Source organism: Flagellimonas okinawensis (assembly GCF_029194005.1).
In the GTDB taxonomy this organism is placed as follows: Bacteria; Bacteroidota; Bacteroidia; order Flavobacteriales; family Flavobacteriaceae; genus Flagellimonas; species Flagellimonas okinawensis.
The window spans coordinates 212,529-227,002 of the sequence record NZ_JARFVA010000004.1 but is presented as its reverse complement, the minus strand read 5'-3'; the positions used below and the strand labels follow the sequence as shown (position 1 = coordinate 227,002).

At 44.2% G+C, this 14,474-nt stretch carries 14 protein-coding genes; 5 read left to right on the top strand and 9 right to left on the bottom strand.

The window, feature by feature from the left end; translation table 11 throughout:
* Nucleotides 1–3: 3 nt before the first annotated feature.
* The 3 genes from PY091_RS13070 to PY091_RS13060 are packed head-to-tail and all read right to left on the bottom strand — an operon-like array spanning nucleotide 4 to nucleotide 2,990.
* The gene (locus PY091_RS13070) at nucleotides 4–1,152 is read right to left on the bottom strand and encodes an MFS transporter (RefSeq protein ID WP_275650107.1); all 1,149 of its coding nucleotides are present in this window, start codon (nucleotides 1,150–1,152) and stop codon (nucleotides 4–6) included.
* Nucleotides 1,153–1,199: 47 nt separating this feature from the next.
* Nucleotides 1,200–2,468: a kynureninase gene (gene kynU / locus PY091_RS13065; RefSeq protein WP_275650106.1), complete on the bottom strand. Its 1,269-nt coding sequence runs from the start codon at nucleotides 2,466–2,468 to the stop codon at nucleotides 1,200–1,202.
* A 57-nt stretch (nucleotides 2,469–2,525) separates the two neighbouring features.
* Nucleotides 2,526–2,990, bottom strand: a complete 465-nt coding sequence (locus tag PY091_RS13060) for a GNAT family N-acetyltransferase (protein ID WP_275650105.1) — start codon at nucleotides 2,988–2,990, stop codon at nucleotides 2,526–2,528.
* 66 nt (nucleotides 2,991–3,056) lie between these two features.
* Here PY091_RS13060 and PY091_RS13055 point away from each other — a divergent pair, with 66 nt between their 5' ends.
* A complete protein-coding gene (locus PY091_RS13055) occupies nucleotides 3,057–3,698 on the top strand; it encodes an O-methyltransferase (RefSeq protein ID WP_275650104.1) in 642 nt (213 codons plus the stop codon).
* Here PY091_RS13055 and PY091_RS13050 read toward each other — a convergent pair.
* From PY091_RS13050 to PY091_RS13025, 6 genes are all read right to left on the bottom strand, one after another.
* On the bottom strand, nucleotides 3,664–4,236 hold the full coding sequence (locus tag PY091_RS13050) for a phosphatase PAP2 family protein (protein WP_275650103.1): 573 nt from the start codon (nucleotides 4,234–4,236) through the stop codon (nucleotides 3,664–3,666). The two genes, PY091_RS13055 and PY091_RS13050, sit on opposite strands and share 35 nt — an antisense overlap.
* Before the next feature lie 9 nt (nucleotides 4,237–4,245).
* A complete protein-coding gene (locus PY091_RS13045; protein WP_275650102.1) occupies nucleotides 4,246–4,518 on the bottom strand; it encodes a Sec-independent protein translocase subunit TatA/TatB in 273 nt (90 codons plus the stop codon).
* A gap of 80 nt (nucleotides 4,519–4,598) precedes the next feature.
* A complete protein-coding gene (locus PY091_RS13040; RefSeq protein WP_275650101.1) occupies nucleotides 4,599–6,917 on the bottom strand; it encodes a M1 family metallopeptidase in 2,319 nt (772 codons plus the stop codon).
* Nucleotides 6,918–6,977: 60 nt separating this feature from the next.
* A complete protein-coding gene (locus PY091_RS13035) occupies nucleotides 6,978–7,496 on the bottom strand; it encodes a DUF6702 family protein (protein WP_275650100.1) in 519 nt (172 codons plus the stop codon).
* A 107-nt stretch (nucleotides 7,497–7,603) separates the two neighbouring features.
* A complete protein-coding gene (locus PY091_RS13030) occupies nucleotides 7,604–8,413 on the bottom strand; it encodes a hypothetical protein (protein WP_275650099.1) in 810 nt (269 codons plus the stop codon).
* Complete coding sequence (locus PY091_RS13025) at nucleotides 8,413–9,150, bottom strand: carboxypeptidase-like regulatory domain-containing protein (protein WP_275650098.1); 738 nt, start codon at nucleotides 9,148–9,150, stop codon at nucleotides 8,413–8,415. The genes PY091_RS13030 and PY091_RS13025 overlap by 1 nt, the downstream gene beginning before the upstream one ends.
* A 213-nt stretch (nucleotides 9,151–9,363) precedes the next feature.
* Between PY091_RS13025 and PY091_RS13020 the strand changes: the two genes are divergently transcribed.
* From PY091_RS13020 to PY091_RS13005, 4 genes are all read left to right on the top strand, one after another.
* Nucleotides 9,364–11,670 carry a beta strand repeat-containing protein gene (locus PY091_RS13020; RefSeq protein WP_275650097.1) on the top strand — a complete coding sequence of 769 codons (2,307 nt, stop codon included), beginning with the start codon at nucleotides 9,364–9,366 and terminating at the stop codon, nucleotides 11,668–11,670.
* Between the two features lie 2 nt (nucleotides 11,671–11,672).
* The gene (locus PY091_RS13015; RefSeq protein ID WP_275650096.1) at nucleotides 11,673–12,839 is read left to right on the top strand and encodes a gliding motility-associated C-terminal domain-containing protein; all 1,167 of its coding nucleotides are present in this window, start codon (nucleotides 11,673–11,675) and stop codon (nucleotides 12,837–12,839) included.
* 77 nt (nucleotides 12,840–12,916) lie between these two features.
* Nucleotides 12,917–13,651, top strand: coding sequence for a M15 family metallopeptidase (locus tag PY091_RS13010; protein ID WP_275650095.1), 735 nt, complete (start codon nucleotides 12,917–12,919; stop codon nucleotides 13,649–13,651).
* A 38-nt stretch (nucleotides 13,652–13,689) separates the two neighbouring features.
* Complete coding sequence (locus PY091_RS13005; protein WP_275650094.1) at nucleotides 13,690–14,454, top strand: M48 family metalloprotease; 765 nt, start codon at nucleotides 13,690–13,692, stop codon at nucleotides 14,452–14,454.
* Nucleotides 14,455–14,474 lie beyond the last annotated feature (20 nt).

The window sequence follows — 14,474 nt, the reverse complement described above, 5'->3', positions numbered from 1 at the left end:
ACCTTATTTCCCCTTCCTACGCAAGAAAAAGGTAATCCCAAACACCATTAAGGCAAGGCATAGCAGCAGGATAAAACTATAGTTCAATGAAGCGCTTTCTGCAATAAAACCAAGAATCACGGGTCCTAACAAAAAACCCATATACCCTGCTCCGGCGATAAAAGCAACTCCTTGGGAAGAATCCACCCCTTTAACGTTTCCACCAATGCGGAACAGCTCGGGAACGATTACCGAAAACCCAAGACCGTTGAATGCAAAGCCAATGATGGACCATAAGGTATTTTGTGTTAAGACCAATACAAAACCAAAAGCAGCAATAAGTGCTCCCAACCCTACTATTCTAATGGGCCCTATTTTGGCACTGATCCCATCGCCAAGGAATCTACCCAGGGTCATGGTAGTTGAAAATGCCAAAAATCCAGCTCCGATCAACATCTCTGGGGCCATGGTCATTTCCTTTAGGTATAGCGAACTCCAATCTATAATGGCACCTTCTCCCCCAAAGGATACAAAACCAATGATTCCCAACAACAACAAGGGTTTAAAAAGTTTGAAGCTAAAGGGTTCCTTTTCCACCGGGGCCGCCACAACGTGGATATAATGCTTCTTCAGAAAAAAATTGATGATAAAAACCAAAACCACGGTAATGCCCATGTGCAAAACAGGGTTTCCAATCACTGGAATCAGGAAACTGCCCAGTCCCACTAAAATACCGCCCAAGCTAAAAAAACCGTGGGCTGCGGACATAAAGTTCTGCTTGTCCTCCTTTTCAATCTCCGTGACCAAAGTATTTATGGAAATATCGATAAACCCATTGCTTGCCCCAAAAAGATAAAGTGCGGCCATGAGCATATAATAATTGGGTGCCATTAGCGGCAACATCGCGGTTATAGAGACAAACACCACCCCAAACCACGAAGCCTTTCCAACTCCAAGTTTATTAATGATTTTAGAGGCTACCGGAAAAACGGTAAAAACGCCGAGTGACAGGCAAAAAAGCGCTATTCCCAGATCGGCCTTGTCAATTCCCAATTTATCCTTAACGGAGGGGATATAAATCGCCCAAGTTCCAAACCATATATTGATACTGGTGAACACCCATGCCGCTCCAAAATATCTGGGATTGGACAGAATTAGCCAGAGGGATTTCATTTACACTTGGATTGGTTGGTTGACAGGTTCAATATAAGGAATAAGGTTTACTTCTTTTGGATTCCCTCTTTTAGAATTTGTCCAAAATTGAACATGTCCTGGAACGAACAATATAGGGGCGCCGGGGCCAGTCGAATCACATTGGGCTCCCTCCAATCGGTGATCACCCCGTTTTTCATCAAATAGTCGAAAATGGCCTTGCCCTCACCATGCAGGAAAACGGAAAGCTGACAGCCCCTGGCTTCAGGAGTGATGATCTCGAAGGTGCTGTCCACTTCCTTATCAATTTCTTGAAGTACAAACTCCAAATAGGCCACTATGAGCTTTTGCTTTTCGATAATCGCATCCATACCCACCTCATCAAATATATCCAACGATGCCAAATAAGGGGCAATGGACAATATGGGAGGATTGCTCAACTGCCAAGCATCGGCACTTTCAATGGCATCGAACTCGGGTTTCATTAAAAATCTGGTCTCTTTTTTGGTACCCCACCAGCCTTCAAAACGCGGGATATCCTCTTTTCCCAGATGCCTCTCGTGCACAAAGATTCCCGATGCATTTCCAGGGCCACTGTTCATGTATTTGTAACTGCACCATGCTGCAAAATCCGCGTTCCAGTCGTGCAGATCAAGTTTGATGTTTCCTGCGCCATGGGCCAGATCCCAACCCACAAATGCTCCGACATCTTTTCCGGCCTTTGTTATGGCCTCCATGTCCAGGACCTGTCCGTTGTAATAGTTGACACCACCCATTAACACAAGAGCCAGCTCATCGCCCACTTCGTTAATTGTTTGGATGATATCCTCCGTGCGCCAGGCATGCTCCCCTTCCCGCTTTTTTACTTCAACAATCGCATCATTTGGGTCCAAACCATGAAAACGGACTTGACTTTGCAACATATATTGATCGGAAGGAAATGCCTTCTCTTCACAAATGATCTTGAACCTTTTTTCGGTAGGTCGGTAAAAGGATACCATCAACAAATGAAGGTTCACCGTAAGGGTGTTCATCACTGAAATTTCCTTGGGCCGGGCCCCGACCACTTTGCTCAATCCCTTGGCAAGCCTTTCATGATAGTCCCACCATGGTTTATCCGCATAGAAATGACCTTCAACAGCCAGTTCCCGCCAATCCTTCATCACTTCGTCCACAAATTGTTGGGTCCTTTTGGGCTGTAGTCCCAATGAATTCCCCGTAAAATAGATTACATCCTTTCCATTTACCTGAGGATAATGGAATTCATTTCTATATGGAGATAGTTTATCGGAAGCATCGAGCTGTTTGGCAAATTCTAGGGTATTCTGGAACGTCATTCTCTTTTAGTTTGCATCAAAAATACGATTTGTGAAGGTAATGCGAGGAAAAGAAAATCACTCCAAACGCATTTCAATGATGTGCTTTTTAAAGCCCACTTTTTCATACGCCCTTATAGCTGGTAGGTTTTCGTTGTAAACGGTCAGTCTAATTTCTTTGTACCCTTGTTGTTGAGACCACTGCTTCAATTCTTCAATGATCTTGGCATTGATTCCCTCGCCCCGATAATCCCCGTCCGTATACATAAAACCCAGATAGGCATAAAACTCATGATCTAAATAATGTCTGGCCCTTTTGGGGATGGCATAGCCCGAAGCCACTATTCTTTCACCTACCTCGGCCACCACTACATGGGCCTTAGGGTCGTCGATCATTTCAGCAATATCATAATAACTTACCGGTCCTTGCTTTATGGTAACATCAAAAGGACGTTCCGCATTTATGATCTCCTGTTCAAATTTTAAAAGGACATCCATATCCTTTTGCGTTGCCGGTCTAATGTTCACCTTTGGTAGTGCCATGGTACGGTTTTGGTTTATCCTGTATTCCAATGTAGTTCTTTTCTATATTTTTGCGAAAAATTAATCATGCATTTCCTATCGCCCATATTGGAGAGTTATATCGCCAACAGTTCGGAGGACGAGCCCGAATTGTTGCAACAGCTTACACGAGAGACCCATTTAAAAGTGATCCAGCCCCGAATGATCACAGGGCATTTTCAAGGTCGGGTGCTCAGCATGTTGTCCAAGATCATCAACCCCAAATACATATTGGAGATAGGCACCTACACAGGCTATTCCGCCCTTTGCTTGGCAGAAGGACTTCAAAAAGAAGGACAATTGCATACCATTGAGGTGAACGAAGAACTACATGAAATGCAGCGCAAATATTTTGACAAAAGCGGATATGGTCCTCAAATGGTTCAGCATGTTGGGGACGCATTGGAAATTGTTCCCTGCTTGAACCATACCTTTGACCTTGTTTTTATCGATGCCCAAAAGGTAAATTACGATGCCTATTTTGAGGCCGTGATCCAGAAAACGGTACCGGGCAGCGTAATTTTATCGGACAATGTACTCTGGTCAGGAAAAGTCGTAGAACCTCTACAACCTTCGGATAAGGCCACGGCCTCATTGTTGGAGTACAATCAAAAGCTGAAGAACGATCCTCGAGTGGAAACCGTATTGTTGCCCATCAGGGACGGGCTAACGCTGAGCAGGGTGCTATAAATCGCTTATAGAGGGCATAAAAAAGCCATCCCGATAACAAACCCACTACCATCCCCACCAAAATATCTATCGGAAAATGTACACCCACATAAATTCGGCTCATGGCAAAAAGCACAGGCCAGATAAAGAAGAGTACGGCCCAGTTCACCTTGCGCCTAAGAAACAAGAACACCAGCATGGTAATGGAAAATGAACTGGAGGCATGCCCTGAGAAAAAACTGTAGTCGGTCGGGGTTTTGAGTATTCGAATAAGTGTGTTGATCTCCTCGGTATTGTTGGGACGGAGCCTTGCCACTGAAATCTTGGTAATATGGGTGATCAGTGTAATGAAAAGGACCAAGGCCAACACGGTCAAAAATTTATACAGGGCCTCCTTTTTGGAAAACTTCAGGTAAAAAAGGACAAGAAAAACTATAAACAGTGGAATCCAGGTGGTGATATTGGTAACTATGGACCAAAAGGTATCATATTTTTCTATGCCAAGCCCATTGAGATAAACAAAAGTGTCCCTATCCCATTTGAGCAGTTTTTCCAGCATTGGAAGAAATTATTTATTGAGGTCTCGTTTGATGGAACCGGAAACTTCCTCTACGTTCTTCTTGACGTCATCGATTTCCTTACGGATATTCTTGGTAAAATCGGTATCCACATCCGCGCTTTTTTGGATCTCGCGTTTGATATCGTCCGTGGCGTCCTTGAGTTGGCGCATTCCCTTGCCCAACCCTCTGGCTATTCCGGGAATCTTATCCGCACCGAAAACCATCACCACTATAAATAGGATGAAAAATATCTCGGCTCCGCTAATGAATAAAAATTGCATGGCACAAATATAATCAGAACTTGGTTCCAAAATAAAAAAAGCCCCGTGAAATCACGAGGCTCTTAACATAGTTTTTACTACTATTCGTCTCCTTTGATGTTCTCCTTGAACTTATCAAAGTCAGACTTCTCTTCTTTCTTGGGCCAAGAGTTGTTGGTAGTATCGATATCTGCGGTCTCCAATTTTGGATCTACCACGATACCGACCAATTCTTTCTCGGTGGCCATTACTCTTTTTACCTCTGCATCGTTCTTTCTCCAAATCTCTGGAGGATAGGTAACACTTTCCGTGGTCCCGTCTGCATAGGTATACTCAACGATCAACGGCATTGGGATACCTCCTGGCTTGTCAAAAGTGATTTCATAGAAGTACTTTGGCTCTTTGACCTGTGATCTTTCGGCCTCGGTCATATTGTCCATCATAAACTCCTTAAGGTTTTGTGATGTCTCAGTCGGGGATTTTCCTTTTAGTTCAGGAGAAAAATCCTCGCTGTCCTCTTCAGCCAAGTAAACCAATGGCGGAAGATCGGCCTCTGTCAAGTTCCTATCGGCCATATACTTTTCCATTTCCTTGGTAGGCTTGTTGGACACATAGTATTTTTTTACACCTTTTACACCTATATCAACATAATCTGTAGTGTAGAACCATCCTCTCCAGTACCAATCCAAGTCAACTGCGGATGCATCTTCCATGGTACGGAAGAAATCCTCTGGGGTCGGGTGCTTGAACATCCAACGCTGTGCATAGGTCTTGAAGGCATGATCGAAAAGCTCCTCTCCCATTACGGTCTCCCTTAGGATGTTCAACGCGGTAGCAGGTTTTCCATATGCGTTTGGTCCTAGCTGATATACATTTTCAGGGTTGGACATGATCGGTGAGATAAAGCTTTGATCACCCGACATGTAAGGAACAATTTTAGCTGGATCTCCCCTTCTTGATGGGTATTTTTCGTTCGGGGCGATCACTCCAGGGTAATTTTTACCGAATTCTTGCTCTGCCAAATACTGCATAAAGGTATCCAAACCTTCATCCATCCATCCCCACTGACGCTCATCGGAATTTACGATCATTGGGAAGAAGTTATGGCCCACTTCGTGGATGATCACACTGATCATACCATACTTTACTCTATCGGAGTACGTACCATCCTCGTTGGGACGTCCGTAGTTCCAGCAGATCATTGGGTATTCCATACCTTGGTTCTTCGCGTGAACGGAGATGGCCTTGTGGTAAGGATAATCAAAAGTGTGCTTTGAGTAGGTTTCCAAGGTCTGCGCAACAGCTTTGGTCGACATTTCTTCCCAAAGTGGGTTTCCTTCTTTTGGATAAAGCGATACCGCCATTACATCTTTGCTTCCGATCTTAACGGCCTGCATGTCCCAGATAAACTTTCTGGATGATGCAAAAGCGTAATCCCTCACATTGGTCGCTTTGAACTTCCATGTTTTGGTATCGGTGGAGAAACCTTTTTCTGCGGCTTCCGCCTCTTCTTGTGTTACAATGATCACAGGCTTGTCGTAAGACTTTTTGGCCTGCTTGTAACGCTTCATCATTTCTTTTGAGAATACATCATCACGGTTCTGAAGCTCTCCCGTTGCATCCAACACGTGGTCGGCAGGAACTGTAATGCTCACATCGTAGTTACCAAATGGCAATGCGAACTCCCCACTTCCCCAGAACTGATGGTTTTGCCATCCTTCCACATCACTGTAAACGGCCATTCTTGGAAAGAACTGTGCGATTACATAGGCACGGTTACCATCTTCCGGAAAATATTCGTATCCGGAACGGGCCCTGTTCACCGTGTGATCTGGAACGTTGTACCACCATTTGATGGAGAAAGAAATCTTCTCGCCACTTTTAAGTGGTTGTGGGATATTCACACGCATCATGGTCTGGTTGATGGTGTAGGACAACGGTTTTCCACTATCATCCTTAACGGCTTCGATGTTGAAACCTCCATCGAAAGGCTCGCTGATGTATGTTTCGGCAAAGTTGCCAGCTGTATAGGCGATATTTACACCGTTTCCATTACGCAAAGGGGATTTGGAATCCTTCGCACGTACGTTTTGGTCCAATTGCACCCATAGGAACTCTAGATCGTCCGGTGAATTGTTATGGTATGTAATGGTCTCCTCTCCATTGATCTTGGCGTTCTTGTCATCCAAATAGATGTCCATTACATAATCTGCCTGTTGCTGATAATAGTCCGGACCGGGGGCACCGGAAGCGGACCGATATGTGTTCGGAGTGGAAAACTCCTCGTACAATTGTTTGAATTTACTTTGGTTGTAGTGTCCGGGCTCCCGTTCTGGTTTAACGTCCCCCTCTTCTTGTGCCATGACCACGGCTCCAAAAAGGAACAACACGGAAGCTACGCAATACTTGAATCTGTTCATTTTCTATCTGATTTTAAAACGGTGAAAAATAACATATTTTAACCAATTGTTAAGAATAGGTCATAAGTTTAACATTCCTTTATTGTTCTCTCTGATCAACACAAAACTTTTTTTGTTGTTTTTCCATTTAACATGGACCACATTCTGTTGCTCGTCGAAAAGGTCCGTGAGCACTTCGTTTTGAACCGACATCGATTTGATCTCCGATAATTTTACATTGGGTATTTCCAGATAACATATTACTACGTCGTTATCATAGCGTTTCCCAAGAAAATTATAGGGAACCACTTTTCCATCGAACTGGACCACGAATTTGGACCTGAAATATTTTTCAATGTATTCATCTGCAATCTTGGATTCCTTGGGAGTGGCCAATTTGGCTTCGACCCCGTAACGTTCCAAGAGAAGTTTGTCGAGATCATCTATAAAAATTCGACTGGTAATCTGAAAAGCGCTATCATCTTCGGAGTAGACGATATTGGTAACGCTTACATAGAATTTGTGTGCGGATGAGAAAGACAGAAATAAGAGCATTGCCAAGGGCAATAGCATTATTCGTGCTTTTTTAAATGTCATCATGTACTATAAGACTTTATTGATGGAACAATGTTACAGTTTTATCGATCTATCTGCAATTTACCTGCCAAACTATTTTTTGGACATCAGACTCCTAACTCCTAAAAAACTCAATCCAAATTATTGTTTTCGCGATAGGCCCTACTTTTTTGGACCATTACATCCCATATTCTCAGTTTATCGTCGGAAGCAACAGCGGCCTGAAAGTTCTCATCCACCTCACAGAAATACATAAAATCATCGATTCTCTCCATGGGGATCTTCAGTGTGGTCAAAAAGAGGGAATCAGAATAAAAACCCTGTACTTCTTGTGTTTGAGCATAGTTTTTTTCCAACTTGACCCTGTTTTTGAGCATTTTGGTTCTTCCTGTGATGGCATTGATAATGGGATTAAGGCTGAGTGCCCCTCCGGCACCGCCTATACCTCCTCCCCCCATTACACTCATGCTCGATGCTTCCTGCAGCCTCCGTTCGCTTTGGGTAGGTATACGTTGGTGGGCATTGGGCAATCCCAAAGCTTCCGCACTAACATCCTTTTCCAAGATTACCCTGTCGATATCCCTGCTCAAATCCCCGGTAAGGTCGTATGGGCTTACCACTACTTCCTTTAATTGGTTCACAAATTCCTGCATGGGCACCTCTACGAAATTGGATTTGTACAAGGACTCGTTGACCGGTACTATCTTCTTTAAATAATGAACTGCTGAAAAGGCCAGGGTATCGTTGACATGGACCATAATGGAAAAATTTCCCTCAAAATCGGTAATTACCGCATCCCTAGTGGAAATATTTTGAACGACCACGCCCACAACATCCTTATCGGAACTGGTCACCCTTCCTTGCAAAATTTTACCGTCTCCCTCTTGACCAAAGGCCCATTGGGCGGTACAGATAGTTAAAGCAAGAAAGAAATTTTTCATTACTCATCCAAAGTTGCCAAATATTCCTTGCTTTGGGTCACAAGAAAATCGATCAACTGAAATTCGTTTTCTTTTCTAAGTAATGTCTGAGAAGGCACTTTGTCGTCACAGTACAAAAGAAATGCGTCTATTTTATCTTGAGGCAACCTAAGGTCCACTACAAAAAACTCGTCATCGTAGACATGTCGTAGCACCTCGCTAACCTTTAACGGTTGTCGCTGTTGCCCATTCACTTCCTGCGATTTGAACAGTGCTTTGAAGATATTCACAAAATTGAGGCCATCCTTCATTCCACGTGTGACCCTGGAATTGGCAATGTTTTCGACCTCTGTGCCCCTATCTATCTCGTAATCGAATTGTTTAAAATCCTCGTTTTTCACCTGCAGGAACCTTTCTTGGTTCTCTGGGGTCACAACCACCTCGTCCAGCTCTTGTACTTTTTCGTCCACCTCTACCACCAAACGGTTGTTCGCCAAAATTTCCGGTGTAACCGTAATGACCTCCAACTGGTAATTGACTGCTGTAAAGACCAATTGGTCCCCAGCCATTACAGGAATTACAAATTCCCCGTTATCATCGGTAATAGTAGCATTTCCACTTGTGGAATTGATAACGTTCTCATTGGGCACGTTGGAGTTTCTGTACAACACCTTTCCCCTTAAGATTTGGCGTGTATCCTGTGCCATGGACCAAGCGGACATTAGCAAAGAGAACAATATCAAAAAAGTATTTTTCATCGGAATGTATTTAGTACAAGTTAAAGAAAACCCTTGCCGGGCATAAAAAAAATTAAGCCGTTCTAAACTTTTGTTAATTCTGCATCGTACAAATATACCAAAGGGATTTCCATTCACCCCTGAATTTCGTGTTTTGACGGTATTTATTAAAAATATTAAAACATAAGTTTAGTTTTGCTTATTACGTTTGGAAATCCTCAAATAACAAACACTGTGAAAACTTCAATTGTCTACTTGATCATTGGCCTACTTATGATCAACACACTGAGCGGACAGGTTAAGATCGGGAACAACCCACAAAACCTGGACCCAGCCTCCGTACTCGAACTAGAAAGCACAACCCGTGTATTGGTAATCACCAGGGTAACAGATGCCCAAATGAGCGTGATCAACCCATTACCAGGGGCATTGGTGTACAATATCGATCAAGAATGTCTCCATTATTACAATGGCTCATCTTGGATCAACATATGTGAGGAACTGGACAACTCTTTTACAACAAGCACTAGAGCGGATTATTTGAGCCAACTCAATCCACAAGCCAGAGATAGCACAGTAGTGATCACTCCCACCACTAACCCAGATGGAAGTATCAATTACAATTTTGAGGTAGGACAAATCACTGGGGCCAATATTGTTACCCAGTCCATAAACGGGGATTCCAAAATACAGCCCACATCGATTACTACGGGATTATTGGCACCCAAATCCGTGACCATTGGCAAGTTTGCCGATGCCACTGGAGGCCAGCCCGGGGATATTTTTCAATGGAACGGAAGCCAATGGACTTTGGTAAACGAATCCATTTTGGGCATTACAGAAAAAGACAGTATTGTAGGAAACGAAGTAGTAGGACCTTATGACACCACTTTACAACTTGAAGGGGCAGGTTCTGAAGGAGACCCGTTCACACTGGATGTTTCCGAAGGAGGAATTACAGCTTTTGAAATTGCTACCGGTGCCGTAACCACAGAAGAAATCTTAGATGGCACGCTATTGACGGAAGATATTGCCAACGATGCGATCACTACCGATAAAATTGCGACAGGGGCAGTAACAACTGATGAATTGTTAAACGAGACCATACTTGAAGAAGATATAGCCGATGATGCGGTAACTACAGGTAAAATTGGAACAGCGGGAGCAGCAGATGCCAACCGAATCTTGGGCACCGACATCGGTGGAAATCCTCAATGGCAAGATGCAGCCACCCTTGCTACAAGTCTTGGGGAAGATGTATCTTCAACAAATGGTTCTATTTTAGGAGTGCAGGCCAATGCTGCTCTTGTACCAATGGACCTTGAGGTAAATGTCGACAACGCTACGTTGGAGGTCGACCCCACAAACGGACTACAGATTGCTGATGGAGGAGTAACCACCAATCAGATATTAAATGGGAGTGTAACTAACGACAAACTGGATAAGCTCAATATTCCTTTGAGTGGATTCGGGGCCGCGGGCTCACCCATAGATTTAGGCAACCAAAATATAATTAACCTGGCAGACCCTACGAATCCATTGGATGCTGTCAACTTACAGTCCCTAACTGCCGCGATAACAGCATCGGATGCAGCAGACAACGACACCGACGATACAAACGAATACAATACCGGAAGCGGGATTGCGGCAGGGACACTTTCAATCACCGATGGTGGGGGGACCGAAAGCATCGACCTGATCAGTACTCAAGCCAACAATGATATCATCGCAGGTGCGGATGGGGCTCTTTTCCTTGATGAAACCGATGACCAGACCGCTGCCGAAGTATCCTACGACGGAACGACGTCGGGACTTTCCGCCACAGATGCACAGGCTGCAATCGATGAACTCGCAGCAAGCAACGCCGCAGACGGGGACACCGACGATACAAACGAATACAATACCGGAAGCGGGATTGCGGCAGGGACACTTTCAATCACCGATGGTGGGGGGACCGAAAGCATCGACCTGATCAGTACTCAAGCCAACAATGATATCATCGCAGGTGCGGATGGGGCTCTTTTCCTTGATGAAACCGATGACCAGACCGCTGCCGAAGTATCCTACGATGGAACGACATCGGGACTTTCTGCCACAGATGCACAGGCTGCAATCGATGAACTCGCAGCAAGCAACGCTTTAAATTCTACTAACATAGCAACAAACTCTACAGCAATTTCAAACATTCTTTCTCCTTCCGTTGCAGGAAAAATTGATGCTACTGGAACAACCCCTTTAAGTAATTTCAATATTACTTCAGTTGACCGTTCCATTGGAACTGGTATTTACATAATTAATTTCACGGATTTAGGAACCACAAATTATGTAATAAACACAAGTGTTGAAAGTGATGGAACCAATGATGTAATTATAAATGTTACTAATGTTGCTAGTGATAGTTTTACCGTTGAAATAAAAGAATTGACTACTTCAGATACACCTATTACCGTAACAGGTGGAGGCGGTGGAACTGTTACAGTTCCTGTACAAAACATAATACTGATTGACAAGACTTGGTCTTTCACAATTTACAATCCATAATCTTGAAAACCCTCCTCCACATAGCATTTTTGTTTTCGGTCAGTATTGCCATGGGCCAAACCGGGCTATTTAATAATGGGAACCTGCAAGTGCACAACAATGCCAATTTGGGTCTGCACACCAACTTTATCAATAACGCAAGTTTTGAACAGACCACAGGTTTGGTCGGTTTTTATGGCAACAATGCCATACAGGTCTCCGGTAGTTTTTCCCCAACCTTATGGGATACCGAGATCATGTCCTTGAGCAATGTGTTTTTACAAAATCCAGTTTTGGTACAGAACAACGTCAATTTTATCGATGGCAATTTCTTGACACCGGTGAACAATCAGGCGGTGTACCTCAACTTTATGGAAAGTGGCTTTTTCTCTGGTGAGAGCAATGCTTCCAAAATAACAGGCTTTGCAGCGGTGAACGATCGCGATGTATTTTCGTTCCCTGTTGGGGACCAACAACAACTTCGTCCACTCACCTTGAATTCCCAAAGCACTACCCCACTGGCCATTTGCGCCTACTTTTTCGAAAACCCGTCCAATCCTTCTTCCATTTTGGAGAATTTTGATACGGAGGAAAAAGTGAATACTATCGGAACGGTCTCCGACCGTGAGTTTTGGATCATCCAAAGTGATGTGCCTGCACAGGTGACCATTTCTTGGAATCCCCGAAGTGCGCTGGGAACCATTCCCAATGCCACAGTGGAATCCATTATTATTGTAGGATGGCTTAAATCAGCAAACGAATGGACAATCATCGGAAATTCCGCTTTTAGTGGAGATATTACCCAAGGCTTTATTACATCCGAAACCTTCGTGCCAAGCGATTATGCAGCCATCACCTTTGGTACCATACCCCTTCCAAGGGATACTTTTGCAGTGAACAATCCCACATTGGGCAATTATTTTTTAAGTCCCAACGGGGACGGTATCAACGATTTTTGGATTATTGATGGCTTGGAAGAATCTCCGAACAATAGTGTACGCATTTTTAACCGTTACGGCCAAAAAGTATTCGAGCAACTCAACTACACCAACGAATTCAGGGGAATTGCCAATACAGGCACCATGATTCCCAACCAAAGCGCTGGTTTGCCAGAGGGTGTTTACTTTTATTTGGTGACATTGGACGACCTTGAACTGGAATATTCGGGCTTCCTGTTTTTGGACAATTAGTGTATTGCTGACCCTCACCCAAAAAATTCAAAACCACGAATTGAAAATACTTCTTAACTTGGGGCAAAATTTGTTTCATGAAAAGAAGGACTTTTATCAAAACCACTTCAGCAACCGGGTTGGCCTGTACCATACCTCCGATTTTTCCCAATATTTTTGATGCCAAATACTCCACAGAGGAACTCATGGGCAAGGAAAAAATTGAACTGTTCGGAGAGGGCATCAACCTTAGGAGAGAAGCATACGAGTCCTTTTTGGCCATGAAAAAAGCCGCCTATTCCGATGGTTTCGATATAAAGATAGTCTCCAGTTATCGCGATTTTTATCACCAAGAAAGAATATGGGAACGCAAGTACCAGCAGTATACCGTGGAGGAAGGCATGGCTCCTCTTGATGCCATTGACAAAATTATCGAGTACTCCACAATTCCCGGTACGAGCAGACATCATTGGGGTACGGACATTGACATTATCGACGGTTTCCCAGAAGCCTCCGGAGATGTTTTGCTTACCGAAAAGTTTGAAGTTGGCGGGCCATATGAAGGACTGAAGCTTTGGTTGGACAAGAACTCGGCCAAATACGGCTTTTACCTCGTGTACACCAATAATCCCAGAAGAAGAGGGTTCGAGTACGAACCATGGCACTACAGCTATGCCTCAATTTCAATCCCTATGTTGACCGCCTACAGAAGGCTCAATATTCTAAAGCTTTTGCAACAGGAGAATTTCATGGGCATTGAACACTTTACCAACGGTTTTGTAAAAACCTATCTACAGGACCACATTTTGGATATCAACCCCGTACTGCTATAGCCTTTTTTTGTATCTTCAACATACAACAACACTAACCCATGAGAAGAGGAAGTTGGAGGGTACGAATCCTTATCGGTTTGGCCATTGTGGCCTTCGCTTTTATCCGCAGGTGTAGCAACCAGGAAGAAAATCCGTATACCGGAAGAACGCAGAACATTAACATGACGACCGAGCAGGAAATTGCCATTGGACTGCAAAGCGCCCCTGAAATGGCCCAGCAGCACGGCGGGCTCTATCCGGATGAACGCATGCAGGCCTTAGTGGACGCCGTGGGCAAAAAATTGGTTCGCAGCAGTGTGGCAAGGGAAACCCCGTACCAATACGATTTCCATTTATTGGCAGACGACCGCACCATTAATGCCTTTGCCCTGCCTGGCGGACAGATCTTCATAACTTACGCCTTATTTTCACAACTCAACGAACCACAATTAGCTGGAGTACTAGGCCACGAGATCGGCCATGTAATCGGACGGCATTCCGCGGAACGGATCGCTGAGAGCAACTTTTGGCAAACCCTGGCAACAGGTGCATCCGTTGGTGGCGATATGGGACAACTTGTGGCAGGTATAGGTCAAAACACCTTATTGACCAATGGCCGGGACGACGAATTGGAAAGCGATGAACTCGGCGTGCTGTTTATGATACAATCAGGGTACGACCCGAACGAAATGATCGAGGTCATGGAAATACTGAAAGCGGCGGCAGGTCCCAACAGGGTTCCAGAGTTTCAGAGCACCCACCCGGACCCGGAGAACAGAATAGAAAAAATCAAGGAAGCCATACAAAAATATTCAGGTCGATAGAATCGGCTGTTTATCGATAA

Excerpts from the sequence above, each read along its gene's own strand:
- PY091_RS13025 (WP_275650098.1), bottom strand. The coding sequence starts at position 9,150 with ATGAAAAATACTTTTTTGATATTGTTCTCTTTGCTAATGTCCGCTTGG.
- PY091_RS13070 (WP_275650107.1), bottom strand. The coding sequence starts at position 1,152 with ATGAAATCCCTCTGGCTAATTCTGTCCAATCCCAGATATTTTGGAGCG.
- PY091_RS13035 (WP_275650100.1), bottom strand. The coding sequence starts at position 7,496 with ATGATGACATTTAAAAAAGCACGAATAATGCTATTGCCCTTGGCAATG.
- PY091_RS13005 (WP_275650094.1), top strand. The coding sequence starts at position 13,690 with ATGAGAAGAGGAAGTTGGAGGGTACGAATCCTTATCGGTTTGGCCATT.
- PY091_RS13060 (WP_275650105.1), bottom strand. The coding sequence starts at position 2,990 with ATGGCACTACCAAAGGTGAACATTAGACCGGCAACGCAAAAGGATATG.
- PY091_RS13055 (WP_275650104.1), top strand. The coding sequence starts at position 3,057 with ATGCATTTCCTATCGCCCATATTGGAGAGTTATATCGCCAACAGTTCG.
- kynU (WP_275650106.1), bottom strand. The coding sequence starts at position 2,468 with ATGACGTTCCAGAATACCCTAGAATTTGCCAAACAGCTCGATGCTTCC.
- PY091_RS13010 (WP_275650095.1), top strand. The coding sequence starts at position 12,917 with ATGAAAAGAAGGACTTTTATCAAAACCACTTCAGCAACCGGGTTGGCC.
- PY091_RS13030 (WP_275650099.1), bottom strand. The coding sequence starts at position 8,413 with ATGAAAAATTTCTTTCTTGCTTTAACTATCTGTACCGCCCAATGGGCC.
- PY091_RS13050 (WP_275650103.1), bottom strand. The coding sequence starts at position 4,236 with ATGCTGGAAAAACTGCTCAAATGGGATAGGGACACTTTTGTTTATCTC.
- PY091_RS13045 (WP_275650102.1), bottom strand. The coding sequence starts at position 4,518 with ATGCAATTTTTATTCATTAGCGGAGCCGAGATATTTTTCATCCTATTT.
- PY091_RS13040 (WP_275650101.1), bottom strand. The coding sequence starts at position 6,917 with ATGAACAGATTCAAGTATTGCGTAGCTTCCGTGTTGTTCCTTTTTGGA.